The organism is Streptomyces sp. NPDC005775, from assembly GCF_042871565.1.
Taxonomy (GTDB): domain Bacteria; phylum Actinomycetota; class Actinomycetes; order Streptomycetales; family Streptomycetaceae; genus Streptomyces.
Genome location: NZ_JBIAIU010000010.1, coordinates 59524 through 79115 on the forward strand (window position 1 = coordinate 59524; position 19592 = coordinate 79115).

Annotated in this window: 20 protein-coding genes; 12 read left to right on the plus strand and 8 right to left on the minus strand. The window is 72.9% G+C overall.

The features are described from left to right. Positions 1–72: 72 nt before the first annotated feature. A complete protein-coding gene (locus tag ACFYPA_RS22900) occupies positions 73–1449 on the minus strand; it encodes a hypothetical protein (protein ID WP_389133906.1) in 1377 nt (458 codons plus the stop codon). A gap of 102 nt (positions 1450–1551) precedes the next feature. After that, the gene (locus ACFYPA_RS22905) at positions 1552–3327 is read right to left on the minus strand and encodes a sigma-70 family RNA polymerase sigma factor (RefSeq protein WP_389133908.1); all 1776 of its coding nucleotides are present in this window, start codon (positions 3325–3327) and stop codon (positions 1552–1554) included. A 147-nt stretch (positions 3328–3474) separates the two neighbouring features. Between ACFYPA_RS22905 and ACFYPA_RS22910 the strand changes: the two genes are divergently transcribed. Beyond that, on the plus strand, positions 3475–6702 hold the full coding sequence (locus ACFYPA_RS22910) for a tetratricopeptide repeat protein (protein ID WP_359078768.1): 3228 nt from the start codon (positions 3475–3477) through the stop codon (positions 6700–6702). A gap of 106 nt (positions 6703–6808) precedes the next feature. Further along, positions 6809–7648: a sulfurtransferase gene (locus tag ACFYPA_RS22915; protein WP_359078766.1), complete on the plus strand. Its 840-nt coding sequence runs from the start codon at positions 6809–6811 to the stop codon at positions 7646–7648. Between the two features lie 136 nt (positions 7649–7784). Here ACFYPA_RS22915 and ACFYPA_RS22920 read toward each other — a convergent pair whose 3' ends face one another. Beyond that, positions 7785–8030, minus strand: coding sequence for a hypothetical protein (locus ACFYPA_RS22920; RefSeq protein WP_359313469.1), 246 nt, complete (start codon positions 8028–8030; stop codon positions 7785–7787). Position 8031: 1 nt separating this feature from the next. Further along, the gene (mca, locus tag ACFYPA_RS22925; protein ID WP_359078762.1) at positions 8032–8913 is read right to left on the minus strand and encodes a mycothiol conjugate amidase Mca; all 882 of its coding nucleotides are present in this window, start codon (positions 8911–8913) and stop codon (positions 8032–8034) included. Positions 8914–9010: 97 nt separating this feature from the next. On the opposite strand from mca, the gene ACFYPA_RS22930 reads away from it, so the two are divergent. After that, on the plus strand, positions 9011–9421 hold the full coding sequence (locus ACFYPA_RS22930) for a DUF4307 domain-containing protein (protein ID WP_389133912.1): 411 nt from the start codon (positions 9011–9013) through the stop codon (positions 9419–9421). A gap of 189 nt (positions 9422–9610) precedes the next feature. Then, entirely contained in the window at positions 9611–10108 is a 498-nt protein-coding gene (gene greA / locus ACFYPA_RS22935) for a transcription elongation factor GreA (RefSeq protein WP_359078758.1), read from the plus strand. Between the two features lie 73 nt (positions 10109–10181). Here greA and ACFYPA_RS22940 read toward each other — a convergent pair whose 3' ends face one another. The 3 genes from ACFYPA_RS22940 to ilvA all read right to left on the minus strand — a co-directional run bounded on the left by ACFYPA_RS22940 (position 10182) and on the right by ilvA (position 13423). After that, positions 10182–11033, minus strand: coding sequence for an ABC transporter permease (locus ACFYPA_RS22940; protein ID WP_359078757.1), 852 nt, complete (start codon positions 11031–11033; stop codon positions 10182–10184). Further along, the gene (locus ACFYPA_RS22945; RefSeq protein ID WP_359078755.1) at positions 11030–12043 is read right to left on the minus strand and encodes an ATP-binding cassette domain-containing protein; all 1014 of its coding nucleotides are present in this window, start codon (positions 12041–12043) and stop codon (positions 11030–11032) included. The genes ACFYPA_RS22940 and ACFYPA_RS22945 overlap by 4 nt, the downstream gene beginning before the upstream one ends. A 150-nt stretch (positions 12044–12193) precedes the next feature. Further along, on the minus strand, positions 12194–13423 hold the full coding sequence (gene ilvA / locus ACFYPA_RS22950) for a threonine ammonia-lyase (RefSeq protein WP_359078753.1): 1230 nt from the start codon (positions 13421–13423) through the stop codon (positions 12194–12196). Between the two features lie 156 nt (positions 13424–13579). On the opposite strand from ilvA, the gene ACFYPA_RS22955 reads away from it, so the two are divergent. The 6 genes from ACFYPA_RS22955 (at position 13580) to ACFYPA_RS22980 (ending at position 16917) form a co-directional block, all read left to right on the plus strand. Next, positions 13580–14110, plus strand: a complete 531-nt coding sequence (locus ACFYPA_RS22955) for a MarR family transcriptional regulator (protein WP_359078751.1) — start codon at positions 13580–13582, stop codon at positions 14108–14110. Positions 14111–14182: 72 nt separating this feature from the next. Beyond that, positions 14183–14677, plus strand: a complete 495-nt coding sequence (locus ACFYPA_RS22960; protein ID WP_359078935.1) for a sigma factor-like helix-turn-helix DNA-binding protein — start codon at positions 14183–14185, stop codon at positions 14675–14677. Then, positions 14674–14928, plus strand: coding sequence for a hypothetical protein (locus ACFYPA_RS22965; RefSeq protein ID WP_359078750.1), 255 nt, complete (start codon positions 14674–14676; stop codon positions 14926–14928). The genes ACFYPA_RS22960 and ACFYPA_RS22965 overlap by 4 nt, the downstream gene beginning before the upstream one ends. Before the next feature lie 165 nt (positions 14929–15093). Beyond that, complete coding sequence (locus ACFYPA_RS22970; protein WP_359078748.1) at positions 15094–15501, plus strand: YciI family protein; 408 nt, start codon at positions 15094–15096, stop codon at positions 15499–15501. An 8-nt stretch (positions 15502–15509) separates the two neighbouring features. Next, on the plus strand, positions 15510–16655 hold the full coding sequence (locus tag ACFYPA_RS22975) for an RNA polymerase sigma factor (protein ID WP_389134151.1): 1146 nt from the start codon (positions 15510–15512) through the stop codon (positions 16653–16655). A 70-nt stretch (positions 16656–16725) separates the two neighbouring features. Then, on the plus strand, positions 16726–16917 hold the full coding sequence (locus tag ACFYPA_RS22980) for a DUF1059 domain-containing protein (RefSeq protein WP_359078747.1): 192 nt from the start codon (positions 16726–16728) through the stop codon (positions 16915–16917). Positions 16918–17006: 89 nt separating this feature from the next. Here the strand turns inward: ACFYPA_RS22980 and ACFYPA_RS22985 are convergent, their stop codons facing one another. Then, entirely contained in the window at positions 17007–18152 is a 1146-nt protein-coding gene (locus ACFYPA_RS22985; RefSeq protein ID WP_359078745.1) for a cystathionine gamma-synthase, read from the minus strand. Positions 18153–18220: 68 nt separating this feature from the next. On the opposite strand from ACFYPA_RS22985, the gene ACFYPA_RS22990 reads away from it, so the two are divergent. Together ACFYPA_RS22990 and ACFYPA_RS22995 are read left to right on the plus strand one after the other, a co-directional pair. After that, a complete protein-coding gene (locus tag ACFYPA_RS22990) occupies positions 18221–19324 on the plus strand; it encodes a hypothetical protein (RefSeq protein ID WP_359078744.1) in 1104 nt (367 codons plus the stop codon). A gap of 114 nt (positions 19325–19438) precedes the next feature. Next, the gene (locus tag ACFYPA_RS22995; protein ID WP_359078742.1) at positions 19439–19561 is read left to right on the plus strand and encodes a hypothetical protein; all 123 of its coding nucleotides are present in this window, start codon (positions 19439–19441) and stop codon (positions 19559–19561) included. Positions 19562–19592 lie beyond the last annotated feature (31 nt).

A 19592-nucleotide genomic window follows, 5' to 3' on the forward strand; every position in this document is an offset into this window, starting at 1 on the left:
GAAGCGTACCGGCCGGGCACCGTCCGCCCGACGCGAGATGTCGCGCGGGCGGACGGGCCGGCCGGGGTGAGGTCAGGCGCGCTTGCGGCGCCGGCCCAGCACGATGGCGCCTCCGACGACGACCAGTGCGGCTCCGGCCGCGACCAGCGGGAGCGTGCCGGGGCCGGCCCCGGTGGCCGCGAGGTCGGCGGAGTCGTTCCCGGCGGTGGCCCGGACCGCGTCGCCGCTCCGCCCCTCGGCGCCGGAAGCGGTCTCGCCCTGCGCCTCGGTGCCGGAATCGGCGGAGGCGGCGGGGGCGGCGGACGCGCCGTCACCGGCGTCCGTGTCCGAGGCGGTGTGCTCCGGGTTCACGGCCTTCTCCGGGGTGTCGTCGGACACCCCGGCGGCCAGGCTCTCGCCGTTCAGGGCGACCTTGACGGTGGCCTTGCCACCCCCGGAGGAGAGGACCGCCACGGAGACCCTGCTCGCGGTGTCGGTGAGGGTCGTGACGGCGTCCGCGTCGGACGGGGCGGAGTTGCCGGCCGTCTCGTTCTCCTCGGTCAGGTCGATCAGCGAGGAGGACCCGTAGGCACCCTTGGGGACGCGGTAGGCGTGGACGCCCTCGATCCGGGCGTCCACGGTTCCCGCCGCGTGGCGGTACTCGATGACGAGCCGGTCCTCGCCCATCGGGATGTCGAGGGCGCGCGTCCCGCCGCCCTCACCGTGCAGGGAACGCAGGGTGTACGTACCGGACTCGGCGACCTTGACGGCCTCGCCGCCGGAGAGCCAGCCGGCGCGGATCAGCTCGGGGGCGGAGAAGCCGGCGGCCGGGCCGCCCCCGCCCATGATCGACTTCGCGCTGGTGCCGTCGGCCTCGCAGTCGACCAGGTCGCCGTCGGTGCACATCTCGCGGCCCTGGTGACCGAGACCCTGGTTGTGGCCGAGCTCGTGGCCGACGACGCCCAGTCCGCCGGCGGTGCCGTACAGATTGATCCAGCTGTACGGGCCGGGGACCGTGGCCAGGCCGGCCCAGGGGCAGCCGGTCTTCTGCGCGGGGAAGACCATCGACAGGCTGTCGTAGTCCTCGCCCCGCACCAGCCCCTGCTTGGCGAGGGCCTCCTGCGTCAGCGTGTTGATCTTGCCGTGGTCGCAGCCCGCGGCGGACAGCGACAGCGTGATGGGCCCGGCCATCTGCTCCTTGACGGCCGGTACGTAGGCGAACCTGCCGCGCGACATCTCCTTGAAGAACGAGGCGACCGAGTCCGCCTTCGTGCCGAAGTAGGTGTCCGGCGTACTCGCCTTCACCGCGTCCACGTGCTGAAAGGTGCTGTCGCTGAACTCGACCATGACGGGGAGGATCTTCTTCTCCACCGTGGCATCGTCCGCGTGCGCCGCGCCGGGGACGACGCCCCCGGCGAGGGCGGCGACGCCGCAGACCAGAGCGATGCGGCCAAGAGCGGATGTCTTCATGAGGTCCTTTTTCCTTCGGAGGCGCTTTCGAAGGAAAAGAGGAAGCCGCCCGTCCGGCATCCCGCGACTTTGCCGATCCTTTACCCGGAGGGGTGGCAGGCCCTACTGCTCCCCCAGGAAAGCGGGTTCGAAGCGGAATCTCATCGAGGCGGAGCCGTAGTAGTAACGCGTGGTCCCCAGCGCCGGCCCGTGCGCCTGGCCCTTGTCCGCCTTCGCCCACTCGACCAGACCCAGATACCGCGTACCGCCGCCGTCGCGCAGGGCGGCCTCGCCCGTGGCGGAGTCCGTCCACAGGTTCCACAGCTGGGTCACCCGGGAGGCGTCGCACCCGGACTGGGTCACCTCGGCGTGGTCCTGCGCGCTGCCGGAGCGCGTCAGACACAGCCCGGTCGCCTCGTTGCGCACCTGGGCACGCGCCCGGCCCCCCCGGAACGGCTCCAGCAGCACCCACCGCTGGTACGCCCCGCCGTCGCACGCGGCCTCGACCGGCCGCGCACCGGAGTGGGTCGTACCGCCGGGGATCTCCATGCACGCACCCGTCGATACGAAGCGCAGGCTGCTGGGCCCGCCGACGGCACCCGCGTCGGGCACCGCCGCCCGTTCGGCCCGGGCCGCCGGGGAGGAAGCGGCGGAGGACGCGGACGCGCTCCGGACGGCGGTCGGGGACGGAGACAGCGACGGAGCCGGGGACGGACTCCCGCTGGAGGAGGGCGCGGCAGCGGCGGCGGGCGGCCCCGCCTCCGGCTCGTCGCCGTCCGGCCAGAGCAGCCATCCCCCGAACAGGGCTGCCGACGTCACCACGGCGAGGACGGCGGCCTTCGCGCCGACGGCCCCCGCGCCCGCGCCCTGCCCGCCCGCCGCCGCGCCCGTCACCGTCGCCGCGGCCGCACGCGCCTCGAGGTAGGCGGGGCCGCCGAACAGCAGCACCGCGACGGGAAGCACCGCACGGAGCCGCTGGTTGAGGTCCGTCAGTTCCCGGGCCGCCTCACGGCAACGGCCGCAGCGCTCCAGGTGCCGGTCGAGGTGGACGTCACCGCGCGGGCGCGAACGCCGCACGGCGGCGGCGAGCCGGGCACTGCACCGCCGGCACTCCTCGTCGGCCGCGCCCTGCCCGGCGTGGGCGGCGAGATAGGCCTCCCGCAGCCCCTCCCGGGCGCGGGCCGTCAGCGAGGCCACCCCGCTGGGGGTGAGCCCCAGCAGGTTCCCCACCTTCGCGGCGGGCTCCTCCTCCACCACGCAGTGCCAGAGCACCGCCCTCCACCGCTCGGGCAGCGAGCGGAAGGCGTGAGCGACGATGCCACCGCTCTCCGCCCGCACCACCCGCTCCTCACCGGTCTCCTCACGGCTCGGCCCGTCCGGCCCGCCGCCCTGGGCGGCCGCGTCCAGCCACGCCCCGAAGCCGGGCGTGAGATCGACCCGGCGGGCGCCGTCGGCCCAGTCGGCGGCGGTGCGGCGTACGACCGTCAGGAGGTAGGGGCGCCACGCGTGGACGGGGCCCCTGCCGTCCAGGACCGTCTGGACGGTGCGCGCGAACGCCTCCGACGCGAGGTCCTCGGCGGTGTGCGGGTCGCGGCAGCAGGTGCGGGCGTACACCAGGACGGCGGGCGCGTGACGCCGGTAGAGCTCGGCGGTCGCCCCGGCATCGCCGCCCGCGCGTATCGCCGCCGCCAGGGCGGCGTCGGACCACTGACCGTATCCGCCGCCCTCCGGGAGCCCGGACCGTTCGCCGGCAGCCGGGGGTTCGGACCACTGACCGTATCCGCCGCCCTCCGGGAGCCCGGACCACTCGCCGTACCCCCCGGCCGCCGCGTGCCGGCGCCCGTCGGAATCGGCGCCGGAGAACCCGTCGGCCGGTTCGCCGTTGCCGCGGTCGGTCATGATCCTGCGCTCCGCTTCCTCCGTGGGCCTGTCGGCGCAGTCTCGCAGACTCCCTGTCGCGCACCGGCCCCAGGCAGGAGACTGGCAGTTCGAGCGGCCGGACGCCGGATCGGCCGAAAGGGCAGGAACCGAGGGGGACTTATGCGGATGCGGGACAGCCACCGGGCGGAAGCCGAACGGCTGTTGGCACGGGCCGTGGAGGAAGAGGTGCGCCGCTCGGGCGGCCGGACCGACCCCGGCACGCTGATGGCACGCGGCCGCGCCGCACTCGACTCGCTGGCGGCCGGGGCGGCCGAGGAGTACGCCGCGTACACCCAGGCGCTCGACGCCGCCGACGCCGGACAGCAGTCACTGGGCCGGCGGTTCAGCCGGGCCACCCTGGGAACGCCGTTGCTCGTCACGGGAGTCGCCGCGGCGGCGGCCTTCGGCGCGGACGTGGCACTCGGCACGGCGGGCGGCCTGGCGCTCGGAGCGGGCGCCGTCGTCGCGGTCGCGGGCACCACGGCCACCGTCGTCAAGGTCACCGCCTCGCACTGGCCGGCCGCACACCGCCGGGCCGGAGCGCTCGGACAGCCGGGCGGTACGGAACAGCTGCGCCTCCAGTGGCTGACCGCCCTGGAGGTACGGGGCATCCGCCCCTTCATCGACCAGCAGCGCATGCTGACTGCCTCGTCCCGCACCCCGGCCAAGAAGAAGGCCGCGGCCGACCGGTCCGCACCGCAGCTGCGGGGCGGGGACCGCAGCGCGGCAGCCCGGATGCGCTCGCTCCTGGAGCAGTCGTTCAGTCATCTGCCCACCCCCGACGGCGGGTTCGCGGGCCGCCGGGCCGAGCTGGCCCGGATCGCCCAGTGGGTGCGGGCGGCCCGCGCGTCGACGGAGACGAAGCCGACCGTCGTCGTGCTCCACGGGCCGCCGGGCGCCGGGCGCACCACCCTGGCCGTACGGGCGGCGCACGACCTGAAGGACCAGTTCCGGGGCGCTTGCGTGGTCGATCTGCGCGGCGGCGCGGACGACGAGGCGCCGCTGCCGACCCGGGACGCGCTGCTGCATCTGCTGAACCGGCTCGGTGCCCCCCGCGAGCAACTGCTGTTCCGCGACAGCTCCTCCGCCGAGCACCAGGTGCGCCGGCTCAGCGAGCTGTACCACCAGCACCTGACCGGCACCCCGGTGACGGTCGTCCTCGACGACGCGAGCGACGCCGAGCAGGTCCGCACCCTGATACCGGAGCGCTCGGACAGCCTGGTGCTGGTCACCGCCCGTGAGCCGCTCGATCTGCCGGAGTCCCTGCCCGCCCGGGTGCATCAGCTGGAGGTCGGCGCGCTGGACCCGGCCGGCGCGGAGGAGCTGCTGCGCGAGGCGTCCCAGGAGGACGGGCAGGGCCCGTACGACTACCCGTCGAGCGAGGCCATCACCGAGCTGTGCGGCGGCCTGCCGCTGGCGCTGCGGATCGCGGGATCCTCGCTCGGGGAGCGCACGCCGAGCACGCTGGCCGCCGACCTGGCCGCGTACGGTCCGGTCGCGCCGGTCGAGCGGGCGCTGTGGCTGCGCTACACCGACCAGTCCGAGCAGGCGCGGCGGCTGCTGCGCCGGCTCGCGCTGGCCGGTCGTGCCAGCCTCGGCGCGGCCGCGGCCGCGGCGCTCCTGTCGGCCGACGAGCAGGAGGCCGGGCAGCTGCTGTCCGCCCTGTCCGGGGCCGGGCTGCTGGACCATGTGCGGGGCTCGCGCTACCGGTTGCACGATCTCGTACGGGGCTTCGCCCTGGCCCGGCTGAACGACGAGGAGGAGCCCGCCGACCGCACGGCCGCGCAGGAGCGGCTCATCGCGAACTACGCCGAGCTGGCGGGTTCGGTGATCCGCATGGTCGACGGCAAGATGTCCACCCGGGCCGGGCAGTTCGGGCCGCACGGGTTCGCCTCACTCGACGCGGCGCTGCGCTGGCTGGACGACGAGTCGAGCTTCATCACCTCCGCCCTGCGGCACAGCGAGGGCGTCGACCAGGGAGCGGTGCTCGACCTCCTGGGCGCGCTCTGCGACTACTGCCTGCTGCGCGGCGACCTCTACCGGCTGGGCGAGATCAGCGAGTTGACCCAGGCGGTCGACCAGGGGCTGCTGGAGCGGTCGGTGCAGTGGCGGACCGGCATCGCGGCCCGACAGCTCGGCGAGCTCGACAAGGCCCGCACCACGCTGTCGTCCGTCGTCGGCCTGTACCGCGAGGCGCAGAACGACTCCGGTACGGCGCTGGCGCTGTGCTCGCTCGGCATCACCCTGCACCACCAGGGCAATCTGACGGAGGCGTCGGCGCGGCTGCGCGAGGCGATCGAGCTGCAGTCCCCGGCGGCGCAGGCGGAGGACCGGGCCTGGTCGCTGCACGCGCTGGCCGCGGTGGAGCGCGACCGGGCCCACCTGTCCGAGGCGCTGGAGCTCCTGGACACGGCGCTGGTCCTGCACCGCGAGGGCGAGTCGCTGCACGGGGAGGCGTGGACGCAGTTCCAGCTGGGTCAGGTGCTCCTGCGGATGGGCGACGTGGAGCGGGCCGAGGCGGCGCTGCGTACGGCCCTGGAGCTGTACGGGCGGACCCGGGACGAGCGGGGCGAGGCGTGGGCGCTGACCCAGCTGGCCCGGGCCCGGCTGCTGGACGGCGATCCGGCCCCCGCGGTCGAGCAGCTGAACGCGGCCCTGGCCCGTCACCGCGACAGCGAGGACGCCCGCGGCGAGGCGTGGACGCTCTACTACCTGGGTCAGGCCCTGGAGGAGGCCGGGGACACCGATCAGGCGGTTCGGCAGCTGGAGCGGGCGCGCACGATGTTCTCCCGGATGCGGGATGTGTACGGGCTGGCGTGCGCCCGCCACCATTCGGGGCGCGTCACCCGCGACCAGCGGGCCGCGCAGACGGGCAACCTGCGCAATTCCGGTTTCGCCCGTCAGCTGCTCGTCGACGCGAGGGCCGACTTCCGCCGCATCGGGGTCGCCCACGGGGAGGCCTGGACGGCTCTGGAGCTGGCCCTCGTCGACGCGGGCAACCACCGCGCGCCGCAGGCCCTGGAGCTGTGCGGCGAGGCGGCCGTGCTGTTCGACTCGTACGGGGACGCACGGGGGGCGGACTGGGCCCGCTTCCTGCGCTGCACGCTGTTGCCGTACGCCTCGCCGGGCGGCATCGAGGTGGGCACGGTGGTGGCGCAGCAGGAGCTGGCCGACCTGATCGAGGCCGGCCATCCGACACGGGACGCGAGGCTGGAGGACTGCGCGGAGGCGTTCCGGGTGGTCCTGAACCGGGGGGTGGACCTGGAGGACGGCTGGCAGGCGTGGCGCCTGGGGCTGACCCCGGCCCGTCAGGCCCGGGAAATCATGGGTGTCCTGGTCCCGGCGAGGCCGTGAGGGCGACCGGCGGGCGGGTGCCGTCGGCGGCCGGACCGTTCCCCCGTCGCTGCCATGATGGCCAGCGCGGGCGTGGCACCCGCCGAGCCCGAACCAGAGGAGTGAGATGTCCGAGACGGACCCGCTGATCCAGGTCGACGAACTGCGCGCGCTCCTGTCGGACGCGGCACCTCCCACCGTGGTCGACCTCCGCTGGGGCGGGCAGGGCCCGACGCCGGCGCGGCGCTACCTGGACGGCCACCTCCCCGGAGCCGTCCGCGCCGACCTGGACGCCGACCTGGCCGCACCGCCCGGCACCGGCGGGCGGCACCCCCTCCCGGACCCCGAGACGTTCCTGGCGGCGATGCGGCGCCTCGGCGTCGACCGGGACCGGCCCGTGGTGGTCTACGACCAGCGGGACGCCACGATCTCCGCCCGCCTGTGGTGGATGCTGCGCGACTACGGCCACCCCGCGGTCCGGGTCCTGGACGGCGGCTACGAGGCCTGGGTCAGGGCCGGCGCGCCGGTCGGGACCGGGCCGGGCGCACCGGTGGCCCCCGGCGGGTTCACCGGTACGCCCGGCGCCATGCCGCTGCTGACGGTCGACGAGGTCCCGGATGCGGCCGCCAGGGGATTCCTGCTCGACTCGCGGCTCCCCGAGCGCTTCCGCGGCGAGGTCGAGCCCCTCGATCCCGTCGCCGGTCACATCCCGGGGGCCCTCTCCGCGCCCACGTTCGACAACAGCGCCCCGGACGGGCGGTTCCGCTCCCCCGAGGAGCTCCGCAGCCGCTTCTCCGGCCTGGGCCTCACCCACGACCGGCCGGTGGCCGCCTACTGCGGGTCGGGGGTGACCGCCGCGCACCAGGTCCTGGCCCTGCGGCTGGCCGGCTTCGACGCGGCGCTGTACGCCGGCTCGTGGAGCGAGTGGATCGCGGACCCGGACCGGCCCGTGGCCGTGGGCGCGTGAGCGCGACGACCGTCTGACCGCGGGGAGCCACGGCCCGGGCAGACCCGAGTCGTGTACCGCCGGCCCGCAGCACGGGCGGGGGCGGCACCGGCCGACCGGACAGCGTCCGCCGACCGGTACCGCCCCCGACTGCTTCCTACTTCCGCTTCGCGGATCCCGCGGGCTCCGTCACACCCGCCGCGTCGCCGGAGGCTTCCGGCGCCTCGGGGGTCTCCTCGAAGTCGACCTTCCCCATGTGCCGGTTCATGGACTTCATCAGCAGCCACACGCCCACGGCGAGCGCTGCGAAGACGATGAAGCCGAGGACCCCGGGGGTCACCTTGTTCTTGTCCAGTTCCTCGGCGAGCGGGACGAGGTGCGTCAGTGCCTGAGTCGCGTACATATCAGGCATTGTCGCGGATGCCCGCGAAGAGGTCGCTCTCGGGGAGGGAGGTATCGACGAGAGACTTCGCCAGCTCGTACTCCTCGGTCGGCCAGACCTCCCGCTGGATGTCCATCGGAACGCGGAACCAGCCGCCGTCCGGGTCGATCTGCGTCGCGTGCGCGATCAGCGCCTTGTCGCGGATCTCATAGAAGTCCGCGCAAGGAACGTGCGTGGTCAGCGTGCGCTCGGCGCGCCCGAACTCCTTCCACCGCTCCAGCCAGTCCCCGTACGGCGACTCCAGACCGCGCGCCAGCAGTGCCTCGTGCAGCGCGACCGTGCGCGGCTTGTTGAAGCCCTGGTTGTAGTAGAGCTTCCGCGGCGTCCAGGCGGGGCCGAACTCCGCCTCGGGGAACTTCTCGGTGTCCGCCGCGCCCTCGAAGGCGATCATCGAGATCGTGTGCGTCATGATGTGGTCGGGGTGCGGGTAGCCCCCGTTCTCGTCGTACGTCGTGATGACCTGCGGCCGGAACGCGCGGATCTTCGCCACGAGACGCCCCGCCGCCACGGTCTCGTCCTCCAGCGCGAAGCAGCCCTCGGGCAGCGGCGGCAGCGGGTCGCCCTCCGGCAGGCCCGAGTCGACGAAGCCGAGCCACTCCTGCTTGACGCCCAGGATCGCCCGGGCCTCGTCCATCTCCTTCTTGCGTACTTCGTGGATGTTCTCCTCGATGTACGCGTCGCCCTGGAGTTTCGGGTTGAGGATGGAGCCGCGCTCGCCTCCCGTGCAGGTCACGACCAGCACGTCCACCCCCTCGGACACATACTTGGCCATGGTGGCCGCGCCCTTGCTCGACTCGTCGTCGGGGTGGGCGTGTACGGCCATCAGTCGAAGCTGCTCAGTCAAGACTCGATCCTCAGTGATTGGTCGCGAAGTGCAACTTCTATAGTGACCGAACCGGGGGGTGGAAAATTCCTCGATCTCCGGTACGGGAGGAACGATCATGACGGCGGTGCGCGAGGCGCTACCCGAGAACCGCTACGGCCGCTCCGCGGACCAGCGCGCGGACCGCAAGCTCAAGATCATCGGCTCGGTCCTCGGCGTCGTCCTGCTGGGCGTGCTCGGCTGGATCGGCTTCGGCTACGTGAGCGGCCAGGGCCTGAGTGCCGAGCTGATCAAGTCCAAGGTCGTCTCGGACGACCGCGTCGAGGCGCACCTGGAGGTCCGCAAGGACCGGGACGCCAAGGGCTACTGCACGCTCCGCTCGCTGAGCGAGGACGGCATGGAGGTCGCCCGCAAGGACTTCCGCTTCGACGGGGACACCGACCGCATCGACCAGGTCCTCACCCTGCGCACGACGTCCAGGGCGACCGCCGTCGAGCTGGTGGGGTGCACGGACGACGACGGGGCGTAGCGTTGACGGCCGCACGGGTGACCTGAGCGACCCCTCAAGGCGCTGACCTGCGGTTCGACACTCTCAACCGTTTACCTCCTCCCCCTTTCCCCGGCGAATTGTTAGGCTCGTGGTTTCGCCCACCCGTGGAAGCGCATGCTTCGGGGTAGGGCGATGCTTTGTATTCCCAGTACCGACGAGGAGCACCCTGTGACCCAGACCAGCGAAAACGTCACCTGGCTCACGCCGGAGGCGTACAGCCAGCTCAAGGCCGAGCTGGAGCACCTGTCTGGTCCCGCGCGCACGGAGATCGCCGTCAAGATCGCGGCGGCCCGTGAGGAGGGCGACCTGCGTGAGAACGGCGGGTACCACGCGGCCAAGGAGGAGCAGGGCAAGATGGAGCTCCGGGTGCGTCAGCTGACCCAGCTCCTGGAGCACGCGAAGGTCGGCGAGGCGCCGGCCGACGACGGCGTGGTCGAGCCCGGCATGATCGTGACCATCGCCTTCGACGGCGACGACGACGACACGACGACGTTCCTCCTGGCCTCGCGCGAGTACGCCAGCTCGGACATCGAGACCTACTCCCCGCAGTCCCCCCTCGGCGTGGGCGTGAACGGCAAGAAGATGGGCGAGAGCGCGGAGTACGAGCTGCCGAACGGCAAGACCGCCACGGTGAAGATCCTCTCGGCGAAGCCGTACTCCGGCTGATCCGCACACCGCACGAGAGAGCCCCGGCCGCGAGCGGCCGGGGCTCTCCGCTGTCCTCGGACGACGACTGCCCTCAGACGGCGACCGAGCGGTACTTGCGGACCGCCAGGGTCCTGAACACCGCGATGATCACCACGGACCAGATCAGCGAGGCCCAGACGGGGTGCTGCATCGGCCAGGCGTCCGACGGGGAGACCCCGGGATTACCGAACAGCTCCCGGCACGCCTGCACGGTCGCGCTGAACGGGTTCCACTCCGCGATGGGCTGGAGCCAGCTCGCCATGTTCTCGGTGGGCACGAAGGCGTTCGAGATGAAGGTGACCGGGAACAGCCAGATCAGCCCGCCCGAGGTGGCGGCCTCGGGCGTCCGTACGGACAGGCCGATCAGCGCGCCGATCCAGGAGAAGGAGTAACCGAGGAGGAGCAGGAGGCCGAACGCCCCCAGCACCTCACCGATGTTCGTGTGCGTGCGCCAGCCGACCAGCAGGGCCACGATCGCGAGGACGACGATGGTGATCGTGGTCTGGACGAGGTCGGCCAGCGTCCGCCCGGTCAGCACCGCACCACGCGCCATGGGCAGCGACCGGAAGCGGTCGATCAGCCCCTTGTGCATGTCGTCCGCGATCCCGGCGCCCGCGCCCGCCGTGGCGAACGTGACGGTCTGGGCGAAGATGCCGGCCATCAGGAACTCTCGGTACTCAGAGGCGCTGGTCGAGCCGTCCACGACCAGGGAGCCACCGAAGACGTAGCTGAAGAGGACGACGAACATGACCGGCTGAATGACCCCGAAAAGCAACATCTCAGGAATTCTGGACATCCTGATCAGGTTCCGACGGGCCATGACCAACGAGTCACGGACGGACTGGCCGATCCCTCCGGCACCGCGGGGCGCGCGAGGGGCGGACGTCTCGGTAACGGCACTCACTTCTCGGCCTCCGTCCGGGCGGCCGGCTGCGGGCCCGCCCCGTCCTCGTTGTTGTCGTCGGCCCTCTCCTTCTCGGCCGCGTGGCCGGTGAGCGAGATGAACACGTCGTCGAGCGTGGGGCGGCGCAGGCCGATGTCGTCGATCTCCACACCGCGGGCGTCGAGGTCGCGGATGACCTCGGCGAGGAGTTTGGCGCCGCCGTCGACCGGGACCGTCAGTTTCCGCATGTGCGGGACGACGGCGACCTCGCCCTTGCCCAGATGGGCGAGGACGTCCCGGGCGGGCTCGATCTGGTCGCGCTGCTGGACGACGACCTCGACGCGTTCGCCGCCCGTGCGGGCCTTGAGCTGGTCGGAGGTGCCGCGGGCGATGACCAGGCCGTGGTCGATCACGCAGATGTCGTGGGCGAGGCGGTCGGCCTCCTCCAGGTACTGCGTGGTGAGGAGCAGGGTCGTGCCGCCGGCGACGAGTTCCTCGATGACGTCCCAGAGCTGCTGCCGGTTGCGGGGGTCGAGGCCGGTGGTCGGCTCGTCCATGAACATGACCGGCGGGGAGACGACGAGAGCCGCCGCGAGGTCGAGGCGGCGGCGCATGCCGCCGGAGTAGGTCTTGGCGGTGCGGTCGGCCGCGTCGGCGAGGTGGAAGCGTTCCAGCAGCTCCCCGGCCCGGGCCTTCGCGTCGCGGGAGGACATCTGGTAGAGCTGGCCGACCATCCGGAGGTTCTCGCGGCCGGTCAGGTATTCGTCGACGGCGGCGAACTGGCCGGAGAGCCCGATCGAGCGCCGCACCTCGTTGGGCTTCTTGAGTACGTCGATGCCCGCGACGAAGGCGCTGCCGCTGTCGGGCCTGAGCAGCGTCGTGAGGACGCGTACGGCGGTCGTCTTGCCGGCCCCGTTGGGGCCGAGGAGTCCGAGGACGGTGCCTTGCGGCACGTCGAGGTCGACGCCGCCGAGTGCGGTGACGTCGCCGAAGGTCTTCACCAGACCTTCGGCGTAGATCGCGCCTGGCATACGGGATTCCCCCAGTGCGTTCGGGTGACTTCCTCACAGATCCTAGATTTGCCCGGGTTTCGGCGCCCGGTGAACACACGGGACACATGCGCGTACACCGCCTGGCCGGGCGCAGGCAACGTAACGCGATACATCGCGACTTACAAGAGGTCAGCCCATCACGAGATAGCCCGCCCCGCGCAGCGCCGCCGCGACCTCCTCGCAGTGCTCCGGGCCCTTGGTCTCCAGTTGCAGTTCCACCTCGGCCTCGGTCAGGCCGAGTCGGGGGTCGGTCCGCACATGGCTGATGTCGAGGACGTTGGCGTCGGCGACCGACAGCACGCCCAGCATGGTCGCCAGCGCGCCGGGGCGGTCCGTCAGGCGCAGCCGCAGGCTCAGATAGCGGCCGGCCGCCGACATGCCGTGGGTCAGGATGCGCTGCGTCAGCAGCGGGTCCACGTTGCCGCCGGACAGCAGCGCCACCACCGGCCCCCGGAACGACTTCGGGTCGCTGAGCAGGGCGGCCACCGGGCTCGCACCGGCCGGTTCCACCACCATCTTCGCCCGCTCCAGGCAGAGCAGCAGGGCGCCGGCCAGCTCGTCCTCGGAGACCGTACGGACTTCGTCGACCAGCTCCTGGACCAGGCCGAACGGTACGTCGCCGGGGCGTCCCACCTTGATGCCGTCCGCCATCGTCTGGAGCGAGCCGATCGAGACGGGGTGGCCGGCGGCCAGCGACGGCGGGTAGCAGGCGGCGCCGGCCGCCTGCACGCCGATGATCCGTACGTCGGGCCGGATCGCCTTCACGGCCACGGCGATCCCCGCCGCGAGGCCGCCGCCGCCGATGCCCACGACAATGGTGCGCACCTCGGGGCACTGGTCCAGGATCTCCAGGCCGACCGTGCCCTGTCCCGCGATGATGTCCGGGTGGTCGAAGGGGTGGATGAAGACCGCGCCGGTCTCGTGCGCGTACTCCTGCGCCGCGGCGAGCGTCTCGTCGACGACCTGGCCGTGCAGCCGCACCCGTGCCCCGTACTCACGGGTCGCTGCGACCTTGGGCAGCGGCGCCCCGACCGGCATGAAGACCGTTGCCCGTACGCCGAGGAGCGCAGACGCGAGCGCGACACCCTGCGCATGGTTTCCGGCGCTCGCGGCGACGACACCGGCGGCGCGTTCGACCGGGGAGAGGCCCGCGATGCGTACGTACGCGCCCCGCAGTTTGAACGAGCCGGTCCGCTGCAGGTTCTCGCACTTGAACTGGACGGGTGCGCCGACCAGCGCCGACAGATGGCGGCTGCCCTCCAGCGGGGTGACCCGGGAAACCCCGGAGAGCATCTTCTGCGCCCCCCGGACGTCATCGAGGATCAGCGGGGGAAAACGGCCGGGCGGCGGGAAGTTCATACCGCAAGTCTTGCAGCTGAGAGCGGTTGTGGCCGACGTCGTCGGTCCCGCCCTGCGTCGATGTCCGCAGGTTTGTGCGGCACTGGTACGCGTTGCCCCGGGGCCGCGTACTCTGTCCCCCACCCATCCGACACCGCACGAAGAGAGCTCCCGGCCATGCCCCCTCAGGACATGACGACTGCCGCGTCTCCTTCCGGGGGCGCCACCCCGGAGAACCCGGGTCACGACCACCTTCTCGACGCCCTGCAGCACCAGGTGGCGGTCTTCGCCCGGCGTGCCGAGCAGACCCGCCTCGGCGGCGTCGGCCAGGTGCGCAACTCCATGGACCGGGCCGCGTATCTGCTGCTCAACCGGCTGGACCGGGAAGGCCCCATGGGCGTCAAGGCGCTGGCCGCCGGCATGGGGATCGACTCCTCGACGGTGACCCGGCAGGTCGCGCCGCTCGTGGACACCGGTCTGGTCAAGCGCACGTCGCATCCGGAGGACGGCCGGGCGGTCGTGCTCCAGCTGTCCCCGCGCGGCCAGGCGCGACTGGAGGAGGTCCGCGCCTCGCGGCGCGAGTTGATGTCCCAGGTGACGGACGAGTGGGACGAGGACGAGCGGGACACGTTCTGCGCGTTGCTGACCCGCTTCAACGCGGCCCTGGCCGCGCGGCAGGCGGCGCACCAGCCACCGCCGGCGGGATAGCGGGCACCCATCGGACACCCACCGGGCCCCCGGGGGTTGACCCGGGGCCCGCGGGGCGCTCCGATGGACCTCGTGCGAGAGCGCCAGGAGGTCCGACTGCGGCGCCGTGCCCAGGAGTTCGATGCCTTCGTGGCGGGCGCGGCGGGCCGGCTGCTGCATACCGCGACCCTGCTCACCGCCGAGCCGGCTGATCCGCCCGGTGCCAACGCGCGTGCGCTGCGGCTGCTGACGGCCGCGCTGGCCCGGACGTACGCGGACTGGGACCGGCTGCACGGCGAGGATCCGTACGACCGCACCCGGCAGGACCTGGCCGCCCGGTTCGCCCGGGAGGCGTGGCGTCATCACCGTCCGCGCGGCGGGCTGCTGGACCGGCTGACCCCGCAGGAACGCCTCGTCCTGGTGCTGCGCCTGTACGAGGGTGTTCCCGAGGAGCGGACGGCGGCGCTGCTCGGGGTGCCGGCGGACCGGATCCGCGCGGTGTGCAACCGCTCGGTGGCCACGATGCGCGGGACCAGGAGTCCCACGGTGCGCCGGGGGCACACCCGGCCGCTGGGGGCCGCCCGGTGAGCGGGACCGGGCGCAAGGAGGACGAGGTCCGGCGGATGCTGGAGGCCTGTCACCGTCCGCAGGTGCCCGCCGGACTGGCGGCGCGGGCGGCGGAGCGCGGTGCCCGGCTGCTGCGCCGGCGTCGGGTGCTGCGCCGGCTGTGGCTGGTGACGGCGGCCGCGGTGGTCGTGGCGTTCACGGTGTGGGCGGTGGCGGTCCAGCCCTGGCAGGTGCCGCCCGCCGAGACGACGCCGCCGCTGGACGGCTGGTAGGGCGGCGGAGCCGGATCTCGCGGGAGTGCTCCCCTACGCTCGTCCCCGCACGCGCCAGAAACCCGCCACGACAGATCGGGCGGCGATGTCGAGAACCGGTGACCGGCTCCGTCCCCGGGGTGAACGCGACCACGACGGGTCGCACGAGCACCAAGGAGAACCCTCATGGCCAAGTACCTGATGCTGAAGCACTACCGCGGCGCCCCGGCCCCGGTCAACGACGTCTGTATGGACCAGTGGACGCCGGAGGAGATCTCGGCCCACATGCGGTACATGAACGACTTCGCGGCCCGGCTGGAGAAGTCGGGCGAGTTCGTCGACGGTCAGGCCCTCGCCCCCGAGGGGGCGTGGGTCCGCTACGACGGCGAGGGGCGCCCGCCGGTCACCGACGGCCCGTTCGCGGAGACCAAGGACCTCATCGCCGGCTGGATGATCATCGACGTCGACAGTTACGAGCGGGCCGTCGAGCTCGCCGGGGAGCTGTCGGCCGCCCCCGGCGCGGGTGGCGAGCCGATCCACGAGTGGCTCGAGCTGCGCCCGTTCCTGACCGAGCCGCCCACCATCTCCGAGTGACGCCACCGGTGGACGAGGTCCTGCTCAGGAGCCTCACGCCGGGCGTGCTCACCGTCCTCGTCCGCCGCGGAGCCGACTTCGCGGCGGCCGAGGACGCGGTGCAGGACGCCCTGGTCGAGGCGCTCCGCGTGTGGGAGGCCGACCCGCCCCGGGACGCCAAGGGCTGGCTGGTGACCGTGGCCTGGCGCAAGTTCCTCGACGCCACGCGCGCCGACCGTGCGCGCCGCCGCCGCGAGGACCGGGTCGAGGAGGAGCCGGTTCCCGGGCCGGCGCCCGCCGGGGACGACACGCTCCAGCTCTACTTCCTGTGCGCCCACCCGTCACTGACCCCGGCATCGGCGGTCGCGCTCACGCTGCGCGCGGTCGGCGGGCTGACCACGCGCCAGATCGCCCAGGCCTATCTGGTGCCCGAGGCGACCATGGCGCAGCGGATCAGCCGCGCCAAGCGCACCGTCTCCGACGTGCGGTTCGACCGGCCCGGCGATGTCGCCACCGTGCTGCGGGTCCTCTATCTGGTCTTCAACGAGGGCTACTCGGGCGATGTCGACCTGGCCGCCGAGGCCATCCGGCTCACCCGGCAGCTCGCGGCAGCCGTCGACCACCCCGAGGTGGCGGGGCTGCTCGCCCTCATGCTGCTCCACCACGCCCGGCGGGCCGCCCGGACCGCGTCCGACGGCAGCCTGGTGCCGCTCGCCGAGCAGGACCGGGGCCGGTGGGACACCGCGTCGATCGCCGAGGGCGTCGGAATCCTTCAGGCGGCTCTCGCCCGCGACCGGCTGGGCGAGTTCCAGGCGCAGGCCGCCATCGCGGCGCTCCACGCCGACGCGCCCGCCGCCGAGGAGACCGACTGGGTCCAGATCGTCGAGTGGTACGACGAGCTGGCGGGCCTGACCGACAGCCCGGTCGTCCGGCTCAACCGCGCGGTCGCCGTCGGGGAGGCCGACGGGCCGCGCGCCGGCCTCGCGGCGCTCGCGCCGCTGGACGCCTCGCTGCCCCGCCACACCGCCGTGGCGGCGTACTTCCACGAGCGCGACGGCGACCCGGCGACGGCGGCACGGCTGTACGCGGAGGCGGCCCACCGGGCGCCCAACCTCGCCGAGCGCGATCACCTGACACGCCAGGCCGCCCGGCTCAACGCCCGCCGAGGCCACTGAGGGGTCGCTGACGGGTCGCGCGCACGGCTGCCCGATTTATCCTGGAAAGGCATCCGCCGAGGAGGCTGTGATGACCAGGAAGATCGCCGACTGCCGCAAGTATCCGAGCGTGTCGAACTGCTCGCTGACCATCTCCGGCGAGGAGGAGGAAGTCGTGCGGGCCGCGACCGAGCACGCGGTCTCCGTCCATGAGCACACCGACAGCCTCGACCTGCGCAAGCAGATCAGGGAATCGCTGGAGGACGAGAAGGCCGCCGTCTGAGGTGACCACCCCAGGCACACCGCCAGGCGGGGCCGGCGCTATCGGCCCCGCCCGGGAGTGCATGGCCTGGGGTCTCCGGACGAAAGACCCTAGCCGAGCGCCTGCGTCAGGTCGGCCAGCAGGTCGTCGCCGTTCTCGATGCCGACGGAGAGCCGGACCAGGTCGGCCGGGACCTCCAGCGGGGACCCGGCGGCGGAGGCGTGCGTCATCCGGCCCGGGTGCTCCAGCAGCGACTCGACGCCGCCGAGCGATTCACCGAGCGTGAAGAGCTTCGCGCGGTTGCAGACCTCGACGGCCGCCTCCTCGCCGCCCTGGACGCGGAAGGACACCATTCCGCCGAACGCCTTCATCTGCTTGGCGGCGATCTCATGTCCCTGGTGCTCGGGCAGCCCGGGGTAGAGGACCTGGGTGACCTTGGGGTGGCGGGTCAGCAGGTCGGCGACCTTGGTGGCGTTCTCGCTGTGCCGGTCCATCCGGACGGCGAGGGTCTTGATGCCGCGCAGCACCAGCCAGGCGTCGAACGGCCCGGCGACGGCGCCCATGGCGTTCTGGTGGTACGCCAACTCCTCGGACAGGTCCGGGTCGTTGACGATCAGCGCGCCGCCGACGACGTCCGAGTGGCCGCCCATGTACTTGGTGGTGGAGTGCACCACGACGTCGGCGCCCAGAGCGAGGGGCTGCTGGAGGTAGGGGCTGGCGAAGGTGTTGTCGACGACCAGCCGCGCACCGGCCGTGCGGGCCACGTCGGCGACGGCCGCGATGTCGGTGATGCCGAGCAGCGGGTTGGAGGGGGTCTCCACCCAGATCGCCTTGGTGCGCGGGGTGATCGCCGCCCGGACCGCCGCCACGTCCGAGGTGTCGGCGACCGAGAATTCCACACCCCAGCGCGAGGCGACCTTCGCGAACAGCCGGAACGTGCCGCCGTAGGCGTCGTTCGGGATGACCACGTGGTCGCCGGGCGTCAGCAGCGTACGGAGCAGGCAGTCCTCGGCGGCGAGGCCGGACGCGAAGGCCAGTCCGCGGCGGCCGCCCTCCAGGGCCGCGAGGTTCTCCTCCAGCGCGGTGCGCGTGGGGTTGGCGCTGCGGCTGTACTCGTAGCCGCCGCGCAGGCCGCCCACGCCGTCCTGCTTGTACGTGGACACCTGGTAAATGGGCGGGACAACGGCGCCGGTGAGGGGGTCGGCGGTGTTTCCCGCATGGATCGCGAGAGTCTCGAAGCTGTGCTGGTCGCTCATGGGCCCCGAGCGTAGTTCGTTCCGAGGGCGCTCGACCGGGCACCGTGCCGTCCGGTGACAATGGGGGCATGGAGATTCTGTGGTTCCTGCTCGCGCTGTGCATGCTCGCCGCGGTCGTCGGCCCCTTCGTGCTGCGGCGGCGCGGTGGTATCCGTCAGGTGGCGCCCGGCTCCCCCGACGCGGCCGATCCGGACACCTACGGCTTCGTGCGTCAGGAGGAGCTCGACATCCGGACGCCGGGCCCCGACCAGGATCTCCTCGACGTCCTGGAGGTCGTCCAGCACACCCAGGAGTGGCGGGCCGCCTCCCAGCTGCTGTCCGGGACACCGAAGGACGGCGAGGTGCGGTGGCAGCGGGTGCAGGCGTTCGCCGGGGCCGCGTCGCTGGAGCTGATGCGGCGGCCGGGCGTGGGCGGGGCGTGGCTGCGCAAGTGGCGGGCCGAGGCACCGAAGGACGCGGGCGGCGCGGCCGTGCACGCGGAATTCCTGGTCCAGCAGGCCTGGCGTTCCTCCACGGCCGGTACGGACGACTTCCGGATCATCCTGGAGGAGGCCCGTACCGTGGTCGGCGAGGCGGCCCTGCTGGCGCCGGGCGACCCCGTCCCGTATCTGACGGAGCTGGCCGTCGCCCGCGGACTGGGTTACTCCCACGAGGAGTTCGACCAGCTCTGGGCCAAGATCATCGACCGGGCTCCGGCCCACATGGGCGCGCACATCGCGGCGCTGCACTTCTGGTGCGAGAAGTGGCACGGATCGCGCGAGGAGGCCGACCGCTTCGCGACGGCGGCTGCCGCCCGCGCCCCGCAGGGCTCACTGCTGGCCGCGCTGCCGCTGTTCGCGGTGTACGAGCACCTGCCCGAGGTCAATCTGGTGCAGGGCTTCTACCGGAGCCTGGTGGTGACGAAGGCGGTGGAGGGCGCGATGTTCGCGGTCCACGCGGCGCGCGCCGACGACCCGATGCTCGCGCACGTCCGCCATCTCCTGGTGCTGTTCCTGGTCCGGATGGAACGCTGGTCCGAGGCGATGAACCAGCTGGTCCACATCGACGGCTACGTGGGCGCGCTGCCGTGGACGGAGAACTCCGACCCGGCCGCGGAGTACACCGTGTACCGGGCCCTGGCGGTGGCCGGCTACGAGGCGAACGGCGGCAACCCGGCGACGCTGCCCCGTTAGCCGGGAAGCTCCGCAGCCCCGCGGTGTGCGACCGTGGTGACGCACCCCGAATCCCCGCACCCCGCATCCCCGTACCCCCGTACCGACGCACCCACGACAAGGACCGGTGTTCCCGTGGCCCGACTGATACCCCTGATCCTGATCGGCATCGGCCTCTACTTCTGGTTCAAGGCCCGCAAGCGGGCCGCCGCCTACGTCGAGGACGCCGAGTCCGACACCGGCACGCCCCGCCACTGACCGCGGGCGGCGGAATCGGCACCCCGCGGGC